Raw genomic sequence first — 16,486 nt, forward strand, 5'->3', positions numbered from 1 at the left:
GGCCATGGACCTTCGGATTCACGCCAGTTTCCTTCCGCACGACGACCCGGACGCCGCCCTGGCGTTCTACCGCGACACCCTCGGCTTCGAAGTCAGGAACGACGTCGGGTACGAGGGCATGCGCTGGATCACCGTCGGCCCCGTCGGCCAGCCCGGCACGAACATCGTGCTGCACCCGCCGGCCGCCGACCCCGGCATCACCGAGGACGAGCGCCGCACCATCGCCGAGATGATGGCCAAGGGCACCTACGCCAGCATCGTCCTGGCCACCACCGACCTGGACGGCACCTTCGAGCGGGTGCAGGCGGGCGACGCCGAGGTGGTCCAGGAGCCGGTGGACCAGCCCTACGGCGTGCGCGACTGCGCCTTCCGCGACCCCGCGGGCAACATGGTCCGCATCCAGCAGCTGAAGGCGCAGTAGCGGCCGCCGACGAACGACGAAGGAACGAGGTCACCCGCGGGTCCCCGTACGGCCACTCCGGGGCCGCCGGATCCCGCATCCCCGCGCCGCGCCCCGGGCCGGCGCGGGGGGAACGAGATCGTCCGAGCGCGGCAGCGCCGCCCGACAGATGGAGACACCATGAGCAAGGCCACGACGACGGACAGACAGTCGCCCGGGCCGCACGTTGCCGACAGCCATGACGTGATCCGCGTGCACGGCGCGCGCGAGAACAACCTCAGGGACGTCAGCATCGAGATCCCCAAGCGCCGGCTCACGGTGTTCACAGGCGTCTCCGGCTCGGGCAAGAGCTCGCTGGTGTTCGACACGATCGCGGCGGAGTCGCAGCGCCTGATCAACGAGACGTACAGCGCCTTCCTCCAGGGGTTCATGCCCAACCTGGCCCGGCCCGAGGTCGACGTGCTGGACGGGCTGACGACCGCGATCGCCGTCGACCAGCAGCGCATGGGTTCCGACCCCCGCTCCACCGTCGGCACCGCCACCGACGCCAACGCGATGCTGCGGATCCTCTTCAGCCGTCTCGGCGATCCGCACATCGGGCCGCCCGGCGCGTTCTCCTTCAACACCGCCTCGGTCTCGGCGAGCGGTGGCATGACCATCGACCGCGGTGCCGACAAGACCAAGACCGAGAAGGTGACCTTCAGCCGCACCGGCGGCATGTGCACGCACTGCGAGGGCCGGGGCACGGTCTCCGACATCGACCTCACCCAGCTCTACGACGACTCCAAGTCGCTGTCGGAAGACCCGTTCACGATCCCCACCTACACCGGGGGCGGCTGGGTGGTGCGGGTCATCGCCGAGTCGGGCTTCTTCGACAAGGAGAAGCCGATCCGCGAGTACAGCAAGAAGGAGCGGCACGACTTCCTGTACCGCGAGCCGACCAAGGTGAAGATCAACGGGGTCAACCTCACCTACGAGGGGCTGATCCCCAAGATCCAGAAGAGTTTCCTCTCCAAGGACCGCGAGTCGATGCAGCCGCACATCCGGGCCTTCGTGGACCGGGCGGTCACCTTCAGCCGGTGCCCCGAGTGCGACGGCACCCGGCTCAGCGAGCTCGCCCGCTCCTCGAAGATCGGCAAGCTCAACATCGCCGACGCCTGCGCGATGGAGATCCGCGACCTGGCGGAGTGGGTGCGAGGGCTCGAGGAGCCGTCGGTGGCGCCGCTGCTCGCCAAGCTCCAGCACACCCTGGACTCGTTCGTGGAGATCGGCCTCGGCTATCTCTCGCTCGACCGGGCGTCGGGCACGCTCTCCGGTGGCGAGGCGCAGCGCACCAAGATGATCCGGCACCTCGGATCCTCGCTCACCGACGTCACGTACGTGTTCGACGAGCCGTCCATCGGGCTGCACCCCCATGACATCCAGCGAATGAACAACCTGCTCCTGCGCCTGCGCGACAAGGGCAACACGGTGCTGGTCGTGGAGCACAAGCCGGAGACGATCGCCATCGCCGACCACGTCGTGGACCTCGGCCCCGGCGCCGGTACGGCGGGTGGCACCGTCTGCTTCGAGGGCACCCTGGAGGGGCTGCGGGGCAGCGGCACCGTCACCGGCCGCCACCTCGACGACCGGGCCAAGATCAAGGCGACGGTCCGCAAGCCCACCGGCGCGCTGGAGATCCGGGGCGCCTCGGCGAACAACCTGCACAGCGTCGACGTCGACATCCCGCTCGGCGTGCTCACCGTCGTCACCGGCGTCGCCGGCTCGGGCAAGAGCTCACTGGTGCACGGCTCGATCCCCGCCGACGAGGGCGTGGTGGCGATCGACCAGACCCCGATCCGCGGCTCCAGGCGCAGCAACCCGGCGACGTACACCGGGCTGGCCGACCCGATCCGCAAGGCCTTCGCCAAGGCCAACGGTGTGAAGCCGGCGCTGTTCAGTGCCAACTCCGAGGGTGCCTGCCCCACCTGCAACGGTGCCGGTGTCATCTACACCGACCTGGCGATCATGCAGAGCGTCGCCACCCCGTGCGAGGAGTGCGAGGGCAGGCGGTTCGAGGCGTCGGTGCTGGAGTACCGCCTCGGTGGCCGCGACATCAGCGAGGTGCTGGCGATGCCGGTGACCGAGGCCGAGGAGTTCTTCGGTAGCGGTGAGGCCCGCACGCCGGCCGCGCACAAGGTCCTTCAGCGGCTCGCCGACGTCGGGCTCGGCTACCTCACGCTCGGCCAGCCGCTCACCACGCTGTCCGGCGGCGAGCGGCAGCGGCTCAAGCTGGCCACGCACATGGGCGAGAAGGGCGGCGTGTACGTCCTCGACGAGCCGACCACCGGTCTTCACCTCGCGGACGTGGAGCAGCTGCTCGGCCTGCTCGACCGGCTCGTCGACTCCGGCAAGTCGGTCATCGTGATCGAGCACCACCAGGCGGTCATGGCACACGCCGACTGGATCATCGACCTCGGCCCCGGCGCGGGCCACGACGGCGGCCGGATCGTCTTCGAGGGCACCCCGGCCGACCTCGTCGAGTCCCGCTCCACGCTGACCGGGGAGCACCTGGCGGCCTACGTGGGTGCCTGACGGAGGTCTTCGGGGCCGTGAGGTGAGCACTCCATGGCTCGCCTCGCGGCCCCGAGGTCGCGACCCTTACATCGAACATAAGGTGCAAATCGGTGATTATCGTGACCGGCTGCGGGCACTCCGTCTCCTGAAATCCCTCACGGAACGGAGCCGCTGATGATCATCAAGAAGATGCACGAGATGGGCGTCCGCAGCGAGCACGCCTACATAGCCGGCATGGCCTCCATCGGCCTCAGCGTCGCCGTCTGGGTGGGCTCACTGAAGATGGAAGCCGGCACCGGCCTCGCCCGTGCCGACCGCTGGGGCATCTTCGTCGGCGAATGGGCACCCACCTTCTTCGGTCTCGGCCTCGCCCTGTCCCACTACGAGCAGCAGGACGGCACCCTCACCGCCGACGTCCACGAGTTCCGGCCGACCCAGAAGGCGGGCTGAACGGCCCATCCCGGCGCGCGGCCGGCACCGTCCCCGCGCACCCTGGTGGCATGGCGTCCGTGAAACCCGTCGTGGTCTACCCGCCCGCCGCGGACGGCGGCCGTCGGGTCCGAGTGGACGACCAGTTCCTCGGGATCGCCTACGGGCTGCTCGACGTCGCCGAGTTCCTGCGGCGGGCCGGCATCGAGGACGCGGACGAGGCGTACGTGGCGGCCACGGGGCTCATCGAATGGCGCGGCGGCGGATCCGGCACCTGGGGCGCCGGCCCCGCATGAAGCCGTCGCGTCGCCCGAACGGCCCAGTGCCGTGACCCCGGAGCCCGTCCGGCAGTTGAGTCGGGCATGAAGAAGCGCAGCATGCTCGCCATCGCCTCCCTGGCCACCGGCTTCGCCGTCGCGGCGATCACCCCGTCGCACGCCATGGGAGAGAAGCTCCCCGCCATCAACGTGGACGAGACCCTCAAGACGCTCGACCGGACCGTCGCCGGGGACGGCCTGTCCGTGGACGGGAAGGACGGCGTTCAGAAGAAGAAGGGCGTCCAGAAGAAGGGCGCTCAGAAGAAGGGTGCCCAGAAGAAGGGCTGACGAGCCGCCCACTCACGGGCCACGGCGTCGGCGCTCCCCACGTGAGGGGGGCGCCGGCGCCGTCGTCATGCGCCCTCAACTGCGGCTGGTTTCCGTGGCAGGGTGGAGCGGGCAAGCCTCAGGGGGCCAACAGAAGAGGGGGACCTGTGACCGTCGTCTGGATCAACGGCGCGTTCGGTGCGGGGAAGACCACCACCGCACGGGAGCTGATCGAACTGATCCCGAACAGCACACTCTTCGACCCGGAGGTCGTCGGCGGCGCGCTCGCCCATCTGCTGCCGCCCAAACGCCTCGCCGAGGTCGGCGACTTCCAGGACCTGCCGATCTGGCGGCGGCTCGTGATCGACACGGCGGCCGCGATGCTCGCCGAGCTCGGCGGGACCCTCGTCGTCCCCATGACCCTGCTGCGCCAGGAGTACCGCGACGAGATCTTCGGCGGCCTGGCCGCGCGCAGAATTCCGGTCAGCCACATTCTGCTCGCTCCGGCGGAAACGATACTGCGGGAGCGCATAGCGGGCCGTGAGGTTCCGCGGGACCTGCCCGACGGCGAGATACGAATACGCCAGTGGTCCTTCGACCACATCGAGCCCTACCGGTCCGCCCTGACCTCCTGGCTCACCGCCGACGCCCACCCGGTCGACACCAGCGACCTCACGCCCTACGAGACGGCCGTCCGCATCGCCGAGGCCGTCACCAGCGGTTCCGTGCCCGTCTGCGACATCGTGCAGACCCCCGAGCCCACCGCCGAGACACTCGCCGCCGGAGTGCTCCTCTTCGACGAGCAGGACCGGGTGCTGCTCGTCGACCCCACCTACAAGGCCGGCTGGGAGTTTCCCGGCGGCGTCGTCGAACCAGGTGAGGCACCCGCGCGCGCCGGGATGCGCGAGGTCGCCGAGGAGACCGGCATCAGCCTCGACGAGGTGCCGAGCCTGCTCGTCGTCGACTGGGAGCGCCCCGCGCCGCCCGGGTTCGGCGGTCTGCGGCTCCTCTTCGACGGGGGCCTCCTCCGCTCCGAGGAGGCCGGCCGGCTGCTGCTGCCCGGTCCGGAGCTGCGCGCCTGGCGGTTCGTCACCGAGGAGGAGGCCGCCGACCTGCTGCCCGCGGTGCGCTACGAGCGGCTGCGCTGGGCCCTGCGGGCCCGTGAGCGCGGGGCGGCGTTCTACCTGGAGGCCGGGGTACCCGTCGGCTGACGGCGGCCCCTGTCTGCGTGCTCTTTACCCGGCCGGGGGGATTCCGAGGGAAAAGCGAGAGGAAACGGCGGCGGGGCCACGGCCAATCGCTGCCCAAGGAATCTCCCTCAGACATTCACGCGCCGGGTAAAGCCACTCCCCGTTCTCGTCAACACTTTTCCATGTCCGCAAACAATCCCTTTTCTCGCCCCTGCGCGGCTTGACCGGACTCGCACGCCATTGCGAAAGTCCGCAGAGTCTCACGGCGGAACGAACGACCGCCACCCAATTTCCTTGCCCCAGGGGCAGATCCGGGATGTCCGTACGATGACCACGCAACACCAGCCGGTCGGCACCGGCGGCGGCATCATGCTGCCGGCCGAACCGTCGACGCAGGACCCCAGACCCGGCGGCACGGTTGTCGCCGGCCGCTCACCGGCCCGGATGGCCTGGCGGCGGATCAGGCGGGACAAGGTCACCACGGTCGCCCTGGCGGCCACCCTCCTGTTCATCGCGATCGCGCTCCTCGCACCGGTCCTCACCGCGGTGACCGGCTGGGGACCGATCACCCCCGACAACAAGGCGATCAATCCGGACACGGGCAACTTCCCCTACGGATCGCTGGGCGGCATCAGTGCCCAGCACCTGCTCGGCGTCGAACCGGGCACCGGTTACGACCTGTTCGCCCGCATCGTCTACGGCCTGCGCACCTCCCTGTACGTGGGATTCGCCTCTGCCGTGCTGTCCACCGCGGTCGGTGTGGTGGCCGGGCTCGCCGCCGGCTACTTCGGCGGCTGGGTGGACTCCCTGCTCTCCCGGGTCATGGACGTGATGCTGGCCTTCCCGCAGCTGCTCTTCATCATCGCGCTCACGCCGGTGATCCAGAACGCGCTGCAGACCAACAGCCACGGCGGCACCGACGAGAACCTCCGGCTGCTCGTCCTGGTCCTCAACATCGCCGTCTTCGCCTGGGCGTACACCGCCCGCCTGGTGCGCGGACAGGTACTGTCCCTGCGCGAGCGGGAGTTCGTCGACGCGGCACGGCTGATGAGCGCCGGCCGGCGGCACATCCTCTTCCGGCAGCTGCTGCCCAACCTGTGGGCGCCGATCCTGATCTCCTTCGCGCTCGCCGTCCCGCAGAACATCACCACCGAGGCGGCACTGTCGTACCTGGGTGTCGGGGTCATCCCGCCGAACCCCGACTGGGGCGCCCTGCTGTCGGACGCCTCCCAGTTCTTCCTCCAGGACCCGATGTACCTCTTCGTGCCCGGCGTCCTGCTCCTCGTCCTGGTCCTGGCGCTCAACCTCCTGGGGGACGGCGTCCGGGACGCCCTGGACCCCCGCGCCCGGCGCGGCTGACCCAAGCCACCCCCCGAGTATCGGCCAGGCGGCCCCACGAACGGCCGCCGAGCCCGTAGCAAGAAACGGAGTTTCCTCAATGACGCGCAGCAGGCGCAGATCGCGCACGGTCGCTCTCACGGCCTCCGCCGTGATGATCGCCCTGGGGGCCACCGCATGCGGAGGGTCCTCCGGCAGCAGCGGCAGCGGCGCCCCCGGCAAGGGCGGCACGCTGACCATCCTCGACAAGGCGGACTTCGACCACCTCGACCCCCAGCGCGTCTACACGACCGAGGGTCAGAGCATGGACCAGGAGATCGTCCGCACCCTCACCGGCTGGGACGAGACGGGATCGACCCCCAAGCTGGTCGGCGACCTCGCCACCGACACCGGAACGCCGTCCAAGGGCGCCACCGTCTGGACCTTCCACCTCCGGCACGGCGTCAAGTACCAGGACGGCACCGAAGTCACCGCACCCGACGTCAAGTACGGCGTCGAGCGGTTCTTCTCCTCCGACATCAACGGCGGCCCGCCCTACGCGGCCCAGTGGCTCGTCGGCGGCGCCGACTTCAAGGGCCCCTACAAGGGCAAGGAACTGGACTCCATCCAGACGCCGGACAAGTACACCATCGTCTTCCACCTGAACCAGCCGGTGGCCGACTTCAACGAGACCACCACGATGACCGGCTGGTCGGCCGTGCCCAAGTCCCATGACACCGGCTCGACCTACGACACCCATGTGTGGGCCGACGGCCCGTACATGATCAAGTCGTACACCAAGAACAAGGAACTGGTCCTCACCAGGAACACCCACTGGTCGCAGTCGACCGACCCGATCCGGCAGCAGAACGTCGACGGGATGGACGTCCGGTTCGGCCAGGACGAGTCGGCCATCGACCAGCAGATCAAGGCCGACGCGGGCACCGCCCAGACGTCGATCCAGCAGTGGCCGATCGCGGGCTCGGACCTGGCCCAGCTGGCCAACGACCCCTCGCTGAAGAGCCGTTACTACAAGATCCCCGCCCCGGGCATCAACTACCTGGCCATCAACACCACCCGCGTCAAGAACCTGAAGGTCCGTCAGGCGATCGAGTACGCCGTCGACAAGACCACGGCCCGTGGCGCCTTCGGCGGCTCCGCCTACGGCGACTACGCCACCACCATGCTGAGCCCCGGCATCGGCGGCTACAAGAAGTTCAACCTCTACAGCGCCAACCCGGCGGGCAACCTGGCCAAGGCCAAGGAGCTGATGAAGCAGGCGGGCAACCCGAAGCCGACCATGTCGATCGCGGTGGAGAACACCCCCACCGAGGAGCACTTCGCCGACGCCGTGAAGACCGCGCTGGAGCGCATCGGCATCACGGTGAACATCACCCCGATCGACGCGTCGAGCTACTTCAGCACCATCAACAACACGAAGAACCAGTACGACCTGACCTGGGGCGACTGGATCGCCGACTGGCCGAACGCCTCCACGGTGCTGCCCACCCTCTTCGACGGCCGGCTGATCAAGAAGAACCCGCAGGCCAACCAGGACTTGTCCTACCTGAACGACCCGAAGGTCAACGCGCTGATCGACAAGGCCGCCAAGACGGCCGACGTCAAGCAGCGCAACGTCACCTACGGCCAGGTCGACCAGCAGGTCCTGAAGGACGCCGCCGTGGTGCCGCTGATGTACATGAACTTCAGCGAGATGTCCGGCTCCAAGGTCGGCGGGGTCATCCCCGACTCGATCGTGGCCGAGCCGAGCCTGGTCCACGTCTACATCAAGAAGTGACGTACCTCCTCTAGACCCCGCCGGCGGCCCCGGCCGCCGGCGGGCATCCCACTCACGTCAGGTCCCGGCACCCCATGTTTCGTTACCTCATCAGACGCCTGCTGGCAGCGGCCCTGATCATGCTGGTGATCACCACGATCACCTTCTTCATCTTCTTCGCGCTGCCGTCCGACCCCGCACTCCTGGCCTGCGGAAAGACCTGCTCGCCCTCGCGCCTCGCGGAGATCAAGCACTCGCTGGGCCTGGACCAGAGCTACCTGACCCAGTACTGGGAGTTCCTCAAGGGGCTGTTCGTCGGCCGTGACTTCGGCGACCAGAGTGTGCGCATCCACTGCGGCGCGCCGTGTCTCGGCGTCTCCTTCCAGACCGACACCCCCGTCCTGACCACCCTGCTGTCGGACTTCCCGGCGGACCTCTCCCTCGGTCTCGGCGCGGCGGTGGCCTTCCTGGTCCTGGGCGTCGGCCTCGGCACCGTCGCCGCGGTGCGCCGGGGCCGGGCCGCCGACAAGGCGGCGGTGGGACTCGCCCTGTTCGGCGTGTCGGTGCAGATCTATTTCATCGGCCTGCTCCTGCTGTACCTCTTCGTCGACAAGTTCCAGATCCTGCCGACCTCCGGCTACACGCCGATCACCGAGGACCCGGCCGGCTGGTTCAAGGGCCTGATCCTGCCGTGGACCACCCTCGTCATCGTCTACCTCGCCATGTACACCCGGCTCACCCGCTCCTCCATGCTGGAGGTCTTCGCCGAGGACTACATGCGCACCGCCCGCGCCAAGGGCCTGCCGGCCGCCACCGTCGTCCTCAGACACGGGCTGCGGGCCGCCATCACCCCCATCATCACCATCTTCGGCATGGACGTCGGCTCCCTGATCGGCGGCTCCGCGGTCATCACCGAGTCGGTGTTCGGCATCAACGGCATCGGCAAGCTCGCGGTCGACTCCGTCCAGAACTCCGATCTGCCGGTCATCCTCGGCACCACGCTCTTCGCCGCGACGTTCGTCGTCCTCGCCAATGTCGTCGTCGACCTGGTGTACGGCCTCGTCGACCCGCGCGTGCGCCTCGCCTGAGCCCTTCTTCGTCCTTAGGAACACCCGTGTCCGTATCGACCTCACCGCAGCCCGCGGACGTCACACCCGCGTCCGCGCCCTTCCTCGACGTACGCGACCTGAGGGTGCACTTCCCGACCGAGGACGGACTCGTCAAGTCCGTCGACGGCGTCTCCTTCACCCTGGAGAAGGGCAGGACCCTCGGCATCGTCGGCGAGTCCGGCTCCGGCAAGTCGGTGACCTCACTGGCCCTGCTCGGACTGCACAAGGGCACCCGCGCCCAGGTCAGCGGCGAAATCTGGCTGGAGGGCAGGGAACTCGTCACCCTGCCCGAGGCCGGGATGCGCGCCCTGCGAGGCCGCACGGTCTCCATGATCTTCCAGGACCCGCTGTCCGCGCTGCACCCCTTCTTCACCGTCGGCTCGCAGATCGCCGAGGCCTACCGGGTGCACCACAAGGTCTCCAAGAAGGAGGCCAGGGACCGCGCGGTGGAGATGCTGAAGCGGGTCGGCATCCCGCAGCCCGAGCGCCGGGTCAGGGACTACCCCCACCAGTTCTCCGGCGGCATGCGCCAGCGCGCCATGATCGCCATGTCGCTGGTGTGCGACCCGGAGCTGCTCATCGCCGACGAGCCCACCACCGCCCTGGACGTCACCGTCCAGGCGCAGATCCTGGACCTGATCCGCGACCTCCAGGAGGAGTTCGGCTCCGCCGTCGTCATCATCACGCACGACCTCGGCGTGGTCGCCGACGTCGCCGACGACATCCTGGTGATGTACGGCGGCCGCCGCATCGAGTACGGCGCCACCCGCGAGGTGCTCAAGCAGCCCCAGCATCCCTACACCTGGGGCCTGTTGCAGTCGATGCCGCATCTCAGCGGCGACGTCGGCGAGCGGCTCAACCCGATCCCCGGCACCCCGCCGAGCCTGATCAACCTGCCGGACGGCTGCTCCTTCCACCCGCGCTGCGCCTACAAGGGGTGGGTGCCTGAGGGCCGTTGCACGGCGGATCGGCCCGAGCTGCGCCTCGTCTCCGGCAGCGAACGGCACCTCGCCGCGTGCCACCTCAGTGACGACGCCAAGCAGGAGATCCGTGGCGGGGCCGGTCCGGACGACCGGGGCGCCACGGCCGCACGGGCCGCGCAGTGACGGCGGCGGACGAAAGGGACCATGCCGTGAGCACCACCGAGCCCCTCACGGGGCAGAGCACCGACCACCCCGCCGGCGAGAACCTCCTGGAGGTGCGCGGTCTGCAGAAGCACTTCCCCATCCGGCAGGGCATCATCTTCCAGCGGCAGATCGGAGCCGTCCGGGCCGTCGACGGCATCGACTTCTCGGTCGGGCCCGGCGAGTCGCTGGGCCTGGTGGGCGAGTCCGGCTGCGGCAAGTCGACCACGGGCCGCCTGATCACCCGGCTGCTCGAACCCACCGGCGGCTCCGTCGTGTTCGACGGCGAGGACATCACGCACCAGTCGCCCGGGCGGATGCAGGAGGCCCGACGCAACCTCCAGATGATCTTCCAGGACCCGTACTCGTCGCTGAACCCGCGGCACACCGTCGGCACCATCATCGAGACGCCGATGCGGCTCAACGGCATCAACCCGCCCCAGGGCCACAAGAAGCGCGCCCAGGAACTCCTGGAGACGGTCGGGCTCAACCCCGAGCACTACAACCGCTACCCGAACGAGTTCTCCGGCGGTCAGCGCCAGCGCATCGGCATCGCCCGCGCCCTCGCCCTGCGGCCGAAGCTGATCGTGGCCGACGAGCCCGTCTCCGCGCTGGACGTCTCCATCCAGGCGCAGGTCGTCAACCTGCTCCAGGACCTCCAGCGGGAGTTCGGCATCGCCTTCGTCTTCATCGCCCACGACCTGGCCGTCGTACGGCACTTCTCCGAGCGGGTCGCCGTGATGTACCTCGGCAAGATCGTCGAGGTCGCCGGCCGGGAGTCGCTCTACACCCGGCCACGCCACCCCTACACGCACGCCCTGCTGTCCGCCGTACCCGAGGCCGACCCGGACGCCGTCGAGCGGCGCGAACGCATCCGGCTGGCCGGGGACGTGCCGTCCCCGATCGACCCGCCCTCGGGCTGCCGCTTCCGCACCCGCTGCTGGAAGGCACAGGAGAAATGCGCCCTCGAGGAACCCCAGCTGGTGCGGGTCGAGGGCAGCCCCTCGGGCCATCTGACCGCCTGCCACTTTCCCGAGGAGCCGTCCGTCACCGCACGCGAGGAGGACATCGTCCTGGACCCGGCCCTCGACTAGACGGTCACGCGAGCGCCGCGCTCCGCAGTGCCCGGGTGCCCGCCCCGTCACCGGATCCCCGTGACCGAAGCAGGCGACGTCCGCGTCCAGCTCGGCCAGGCGCAGGCAGGCCGCGAGGACCTGCGCGCGGTCGAGGTTGAACACCCCGGGCATCACCGTGCCGTCGACGGGTGACGCGGCGACCGTGTCACCGGTGAACAGCACGCCGTGCTCCGGGAGATGGAGCGCGATGCTGCCGTGCGTGTGTCCCGGCACGTGCACGACGTGCGCCCCGCCGCCGATGTCCAGCACCTCGCCGCCGGACAACTCGGTGACCTCCCGGGGTCGGGCGTAGTCACCCTGGGGCAGCAGCTTCAGCGCCTGTTCGTGCAGCGGCCGCTCCCAGTCCTCGAACGCCGGATCCGGGCCCGGGACCTCGCCCCGTACGGCGGGCGCGTCCAGCCGGTGGGCCAGCACCTCGGCGCCGCTGAGCGCGGCGAACTCGGCCGCCCCGCCCGCGTGGTCCTCGTGGAAGTGGGTGAGCACGATCCGCCGCACGTCCCGGGGGTGCCGGCCGAGGGCGGTCACCGCCTCGGCGATCGGGGCGCCGGAGCCGGCCGGGCCGGCGTCGACCAGTGTCAGTTCACCGCCGTCGTGCCAGAGGTAGGCCTGGCCCACCGGGAAGCGCAGCAGGTGCAGGCGGGGGAGCAGCTCGATGACGTCCATGGGACGACCGTAGGAAAGGCCCCCGTCCGAGGACGAGGGCCTTCTGCTGCGGGCAGAGCGGTCAGCTCGCCGCGTAGTTCCGCAGGAACAGCGCCTCCGCCACCGACAGCCGCTCCAACTCCTCGGGGGAGACGCTCTCGTTCACCGCGTGGATCTGGGCCTCCGGCTCGCTCAGCCCGATGAGCAGGATCTCCGCACGCGGGTAGAGGGCGGCCAGCGTGTTGCACAGCGGGATGGAGCCGCCCTGCCCCGCGTACTGCATCTCCTGCCCCGGGTACGCCACCGCCATCGCGGCCGCCATGGCCTGGTACGCCGGGCCGGTGGTGTCGGCGCGGAACGGCTGGCCCTGGCCGACCTGCTCGGTGCTCACCCGCGCACCCCACGGCGTGTGCGCCTCCAGGTGCGCCTGGAGCAGCTTGGTCGCCTCGCCCGCGTCCACGCCCGGCGGCACCCGCAGGCTGATCAGCGCGCGGGCACCGGCCTGCACGGACGGGGTGGCGCCGACCACGGGCGGGCAGTCGATGCCGATGACCGTGACGGCGGGCCGTGCCCAGATACGGTCGGCGACCGTCCCGGACCCGATCAGCTCGACACCGTCCAGCACCTTGGCGTCCTGCCGGAACTGCTCCTCCTCGTACGTCAGCCCTTCCCAGGAGGCGTCGCCGGAGAGCCCCTCGACGGTCGTCGAACCGTCCTCGGCGCGCAGCGAGTCCAGCATGCGGATCAGGGCGGCCAGCGCGTCGGGCGCGGCACCGCCGAACTGGCCCGAGTGCAGATTGCCCGCGAGTGTGTCGACCTGCACGCGCACCATGGTCATACCGCGCAGGGTGGAGGTGACGGTCGGCAGGCCGACGCTGAAGTTGCCCGCGTCGCCGATGACGATCGTGTCCGCCTCCAGCAGGTCGGGGTGTTCCTCGGCGTACCGCTCCAGACCGCCCGTGCCCATCTCCTCCGAGCCCTCGGCGATCACCTTCACATGGACGGGTATGCCGCCGTTCGCCTTCAGCGCGCGCAGCGCCAACAGGTGCATGATCAGGCCGCCCTTGCAGTCGGCGGCCCCGCGCCCGTACCAGCGCCCGTCTCGCTCGGTCAGCTCGAAGGGCGGGGTCGTCCAGGCGGCCTCGTCCAGCGGCGGCTGCACGTCGTAGTGGGCGTAGAGCAGGACGGTCTTCGCACCGGCCGGGCCGGGCAGGAAGCCGTACACCGACTGCGTGCCGTCAGGGGTGTCGAGCAGGGCCACGTCCTCGAAACCCTCGGCGGCGAGCGCGTCGGCGACCCAGCGGGCGGCGCCCTCGCTCTCGCTACTCGGGAACTGGCCGAAGTCCGCCACCGACCGGAAGGCCACCAGTTCGGTGAGCTCCTGCTTCGCCCTGGGCATCAGCGAGGCGACGGTCTCGGCGACCGGATTCGACGACATGGGCACGCTCCTCGTGGGTGCGACGTTGTACGGATGCGTACCTCTCGGTACGCGATGATCGTGTGGTGCGGGCGGGGCCCCGTGTAAGGGCCACCCACGCCGCCGATCCTCCCACAGCGGCCTGCGGTGACCGCCGCCGTAGGATGCGGGAGACAGCGGCAGGCGGCTTGATCGGGAGCAGTAGACCATCGTGAGCAGCGAGAACTCTTCGGCGGACGACGTGCGGCAGGTGTGGGACGTCGTCGTGGTGGGCGCGGGACCCGCGGGCGCTTCCGCCGCGTACGCGGCGGCGGTGGCCGGCAGACGCGTGCTGTTGCTGGAGAAGGCCGAGCTGCCGCGGTACAAGACGTGCGGCGGCGGCATCATCGGTCCCTCGCGCGACGCCCTGCCGCCCGGCTTCGAGCTGCCGCTCAGGGACCGGGTGCACGCGGTGACGTTCTCCAACAACGGCCGCTTCACCCGGACGCGTCGGTCCCGGCAGATGCTGTTCGGCCTGATCAACCGGCCCGAGTTCGACCAGCAGCTCGTCGAGCACGCGCAGAAGGCGGGCGCCGAGCTGCGTACGGGCGTCACGGTCCAGCGGGTCGAGCAGCACGGCTCGACGGTGCCGGACCGGCGCACGGTCGCGGTGGTCCTCCAGGGCGGCGAGGTCGTGCTCGCGCGGGCCGTCGTCGGGGCGGACGGCAGCGCCAGCCGCATAGGCTCGCATGTCGGGGTCAAGCTCGACCAGGTGGATCTCGGCCTGGAGGCGGAGATCCCGGTGCCGGAGACCGTCGCCGAGGACTGGAAGGGCAGGGTGCTCATCGACTGGGGCCCCATGCCCGGCAGTTACGGCTGGGTCTTCCCCAAGGGCGACACCCTGACGGTCGGGGTGATCTCTGCCCGCGGCGAAGGCGCCGCGACCAAGCGGTACCTGGAGGAGTTCATCGGCCGCCTGGGCCTGGCCGGTTTTGAACCGAGCATCTCCTCGGGGCACTTGACCCGCTGCCGGGCCGACGACTCGCCGCTCTCGCGCGGGCGGGTGCTGGTGTGCGGTGACGCCGCGGGGCTGCTGGAGCCGTGGACCCGCGAAGGCATCTCCTTCGCGCTGCGGTCCGGCCGGCTCGCGGGGGAGTGGGCGGTGCGGATCGCCGAGGCGCACGACGCCGTGGACACGCGCCGGCAGGCTCTCAACTACGCGTTCGCGGTCAAGGCCGGCCTCGGAGTGGAGATGAGCGTCGGCAAGCGGCTGCTGACGGTGTTCGAGCGTCGCCCTGGGCTGTTCCACGCTGCGCTGACGGGCTTCCGCCCGGCCTGGAAGGCGTTCAAGGAGATCACGCAGGGCTCGACGTCGCTGGGCGAGATCGTCCGCACCTATCCGATCGCCCAGCGGGCCCTGACCGCGCTGGACCGCCGGCCCGCGACGGGCGGCGAGGTCAGCTCGTCGGAGTGATCTCGAAGACCGGGTGGTCGGGGGCGATGCGGCGCAGCTGGTCGTCCGGGGAGTCGGGGCCGACTCCGTTGAAGAAGACCCCGACCTCCGCCTTCCAGCGCTTGAGGTAGGCGCGCAGGACCGGGGTCTTGTCGTCGTCGCCCACCTCGGTCGCGGTGAAGGTGTCCACGCGCTTGCCGAGGTGCAGTTCGCCGCCGCCGGCGGCGCGCATGTTGTGCGTCCACTGCACATGGCCGCGCGGGGCGACCAGGTACTGCTTGCCGTCCAGGGTCAGCAGATTGACCGGGGTGGTGCGCCACTGGCCGCTCTTGCGGCCGCGGACGGCGAGGACGCGGGAGCCCCAGACGCTGATGCCGCGGCGGGTCAGCCAGGCCACGAGACGGTTGAAGACGTTGACGGTGAACCAGCCGGGCTTCCGGACGTGCGTGGACATGGGGCCCCCTCGTCGGTGGCGAATCGGCGCTCCCTTTTGTGAGCACTGCTCTCGCTCTTTCCGGCCTCAGTCTGTACGAGGTCGGCATGTCCGCGCAAGAGCACTGCTCTCTTTTCTGTTCACCGCTCTCGTTTGTGTGCGCTGCTCTGCTTCCGTGGGAGACTGCCCGGCATGAGCACCGCACAGGGCGCCCGTGCCCGGGCCAGGACCGAAGTCACCGCGGCCATCAAGGACGAGGCCCGCAGACAGCTCGCGGCGGAGGGCGCCGCCCGGCTCTCCCTGCGGGCCGTCGCCCGGGAGCTCGGCATGGTCTCCTCCGCGCTGTACCGCTACTTCCCCAGCCGTGACGACCTGCTGACCGCACTCATCGTCGACGCCTACGACTCCCTGGGCGAGCGTGCAGAGGAGGCCCACGGCACTGCCGCCGGCGGCCCCTTCGAGCGCTGGGTCACGGTCTGCGAGGCGGTGCGGGGCTGGGCGCTGGAGCATCCGCACGAGTACGCGCTGATCTACGGAACGCCCGTCCCCGGCTACACGGCCCCCGCCACCACCGTCCCGGCCGCCGCCCGCGTAGGCCTCCTGCTCATCGGCATCGCCCGCGACGCCCACCGGAAGCCGGATCTCCCTCGGCCCTCGCTCCCGGACGACCTCCGCCCGGAGGCCGAACGGATGGTCGCCGACTTCGCCCCCGACGTCCCCCCGGAGGTCGTGACAGCGCTCGTCGCGGCCTGGGCCCAGCTGTACGGGCTCATCGGCTTCGAGCTGTTCGGCCAGTTCAACCGGGTGGTCGAGGAGCGGGAGGCGTTCTTCCGGCAGGCGGTGGGGCAGCTCGCCCGGGGGGTCGGGCTGGCGCCCGGGCACGCGTGAGCCGCCGCCACGGTGAGCTCGCGTACTTCCCGGGGAGTACGCGTGATCACCA

Annotated in this window: 15 protein-coding genes and 1 pseudogene; 13 read left to right on the forward strand and 3 right to left on the reverse strand. The window is 70.2% G+C overall.

What is annotated here, in order from left to right; translation table 11 throughout:
* The first annotated feature begins 4 nt into the window (after positions 1-4).
* The 11 genes from ACIRDU_RS31110 to ACIRDU_RS31160 all read left to right on the forward strand — a co-directional run bounded on the left by ACIRDU_RS31110 (position 5) and on the right by ACIRDU_RS31160 (position 11,580).
* Entirely contained in the window at positions 5-421 is a 417-nt protein-coding gene (locus tag ACIRDU_RS31110; RefSeq protein ID WP_403585620.1) for a VOC family protein, read from the forward strand.
* Between the two features lie 159 nt (positions 422-580).
* Positions 581-2,974, forward strand: coding sequence for an ATP-binding cassette domain-containing protein (locus ACIRDU_RS31115; protein ID WP_403585623.1), 2,394 nt, complete (start codon positions 581-583; stop codon positions 2,972-2,974).
* 156 nt (positions 2,975-3,130) lie between these two features.
* A complete protein-coding gene (locus tag ACIRDU_RS31120) occupies positions 3,131-3,406 on the forward strand; it encodes a hypothetical protein (protein WP_403585625.1) in 276 nt (91 codons plus the stop codon).
* 50 nt (positions 3,407-3,456) lie between these two features.
* Positions 3,457-3,681 (forward strand): hypothetical protein, encoded by a 225-nt coding sequence (locus ACIRDU_RS31125; RefSeq protein WP_403585627.1) that lies wholly within the window; start codon positions 3,457-3,459, stop codon positions 3,679-3,681.
* 66 nt (positions 3,682-3,747) lie between these two features.
* Positions 3,748-3,990 (forward strand): hypothetical protein, encoded by a 243-nt coding sequence (locus ACIRDU_RS31130; protein ID WP_403585629.1) that lies wholly within the window; start codon positions 3,748-3,750, stop codon positions 3,988-3,990.
* A gap of 146 nt (positions 3,991-4,136) precedes the next feature.
* Positions 4,137-5,180 carry an NUDIX domain-containing protein gene (locus tag ACIRDU_RS31135; protein ID WP_403585631.1) on the forward strand — a complete coding sequence of 348 codons (1,044 nt, stop codon included), beginning with the start codon at positions 4,137-4,139 and terminating at the stop codon, positions 5,178-5,180.
* A gap of 306 nt (positions 5,181-5,486) precedes the next feature.
* Positions 5,487-6,518 (forward strand): ABC transporter permease, encoded by a 1,032-nt coding sequence (locus ACIRDU_RS31140; protein WP_403585634.1) that lies wholly within the window; start codon positions 5,487-5,489, stop codon positions 6,516-6,518.
* Between the two features lie 79 nt (positions 6,519-6,597).
* Positions 6,598-8,274 (forward strand): ABC transporter substrate-binding protein, encoded by a 1,677-nt coding sequence (locus tag ACIRDU_RS31145; RefSeq protein ID WP_403585637.1) that lies wholly within the window; start codon positions 6,598-6,600, stop codon positions 8,272-8,274.
* Positions 8,275-8,348: 74 nt separating this feature from the next.
* Positions 8,349-9,341, forward strand: coding sequence for an ABC transporter permease (locus tag ACIRDU_RS31150; RefSeq protein WP_403585639.1), 993 nt, complete (start codon positions 8,349-8,351; stop codon positions 9,339-9,341).
* A gap of 26 nt (positions 9,342-9,367) precedes the next feature.
* Entirely contained in the window at positions 9,368-10,468 is a 1,101-nt protein-coding gene (locus ACIRDU_RS31155) for an ABC transporter ATP-binding protein (protein WP_403585642.1), read from the forward strand.
* A gap of 26 nt (positions 10,469-10,494) precedes the next feature.
* Positions 10,495-11,580: an ABC transporter ATP-binding protein gene (locus ACIRDU_RS31160; protein WP_403585645.1), complete on the forward strand. Its 1,086-nt coding sequence runs from the start codon at positions 10,495-10,497 to the stop codon at positions 11,578-11,580.
* A 36-nt stretch (positions 11,581-11,616) separates the two neighbouring features.
* Here ACIRDU_RS31160 and ACIRDU_RS31165 read toward each other — a convergent pair.
* Together ACIRDU_RS31165 and ACIRDU_RS31170 are read right to left on the reverse strand one after the other, a co-directional pair.
* Positions 11,617-12,285: pseudogene (locus ACIRDU_RS31165) on the reverse strand (MBL fold metallo-hydrolase); the annotation flags it as partial.
* Between the two features lie 61 nt (positions 12,286-12,346).
* Positions 12,347-13,702 carry a dipeptidase gene (locus ACIRDU_RS31170; RefSeq protein ID WP_403585647.1) on the reverse strand — a complete coding sequence of 452 codons (1,356 nt, stop codon included), beginning with the start codon at positions 13,700-13,702 and terminating at the stop codon, positions 12,347-12,349.
* Positions 13,703-13,892: 190 nt separating this feature from the next.
* On the opposite strand from ACIRDU_RS31170, the gene ACIRDU_RS31175 reads away from it, so the two are divergent.
* Positions 13,893-15,134, forward strand: coding sequence for a geranylgeranyl reductase family protein (locus ACIRDU_RS31175; RefSeq protein ID WP_403585650.1), 1,242 nt, complete (start codon positions 13,893-13,895; stop codon positions 15,132-15,134).
* Here the strand turns inward: ACIRDU_RS31175 and ACIRDU_RS31180 are convergent.
* A complete protein-coding gene (locus ACIRDU_RS31180) occupies positions 15,118-15,567 on the reverse strand; it encodes a nitroreductase family deazaflavin-dependent oxidoreductase (RefSeq protein ID WP_403585652.1) in 450 nt (149 codons plus the stop codon). The two genes, ACIRDU_RS31175 and ACIRDU_RS31180, sit on opposite strands and share 17 nt — an antisense overlap.
* 171 nt (positions 15,568-15,738) lie before the next feature.
* Between ACIRDU_RS31180 and ACIRDU_RS31185 the strand changes: the two genes are divergently transcribed.
* Positions 15,739-16,434, forward strand: coding sequence for a TetR/AcrR family transcriptional regulator (locus tag ACIRDU_RS31185; protein WP_403585654.1), 696 nt, complete (start codon positions 15,739-15,741; stop codon positions 16,432-16,434).
* The last annotated feature ends 52 nt before the right edge of the window (positions 16,435-16,486 follow it).

This window comes from Streptomyces sp. NPDC093598, assembly GCF_044764825.1.
In the GTDB taxonomy this organism is placed as follows: domain Bacteria; phylum Actinomycetota; class Actinomycetes; order Streptomycetales; family Streptomycetaceae; genus Streptomyces.

Bases quoted from the DNA above. Each gene is read 5' to 3' on its own strand.
- ACIRDU_RS31130 (WP_403585629.1), top strand. From the start codon at position 3,748: ATGAAGAAGCGCAGCATGCTCGCCATCGCCTCCCTGGCCACCGGCTTC.
- ACIRDU_RS31125 (WP_403585627.1), top strand. From the start codon at position 3,457: ATGGCGTCCGTGAAACCCGTCGTGGTCTACCCGCCCGCCGCGGACGGC.
- ACIRDU_RS31180 (WP_403585652.1), bottom strand. From the start codon at position 15,567: ATGTCCACGCACGTCCGGAAGCCCGGCTGGTTCACCGTCAACGTCTTC.
- ACIRDU_RS31115 (WP_403585623.1), top strand. From the start codon at position 581: ATGAGCAAGGCCACGACGACGGACAGACAGTCGCCCGGGCCGCACGTT.
- ACIRDU_RS31170 (WP_403585647.1), bottom strand. From the start codon at position 13,702: ATGTCGTCGAATCCGGTCGCCGAGACCGTCGCCTCGCTGATGCCCAGG.
- ACIRDU_RS31120 (WP_403585625.1), top strand. From the start codon at position 3,131: ATGATCATCAAGAAGATGCACGAGATGGGCGTCCGCAGCGAGCACGCC.
- ACIRDU_RS31140 (WP_403585634.1), top strand. From the start codon at position 5,487: ATGACCACGCAACACCAGCCGGTCGGCACCGGCGGCGGCATCATGCTG.
- ACIRDU_RS31150 (WP_403585639.1), top strand. From the start codon at position 8,349: ATGTTTCGTTACCTCATCAGACGCCTGCTGGCAGCGGCCCTGATCATG.
- ACIRDU_RS31110 (WP_403585620.1), top strand. From the start codon at position 5: ATGGACCTTCGGATTCACGCCAGTTTCCTTCCGCACGACGACCCGGAC.
- ACIRDU_RS31145 (WP_403585637.1), top strand. From the start codon at position 6,598: ATGACGCGCAGCAGGCGCAGATCGCGCACGGTCGCTCTCACGGCCTCC.
- ACIRDU_RS31185 (WP_403585654.1), top strand. From the start codon at position 15,739: ATGAGCACCGCACAGGGCGCCCGTGCCCGGGCCAGGACCGAAGTCACC.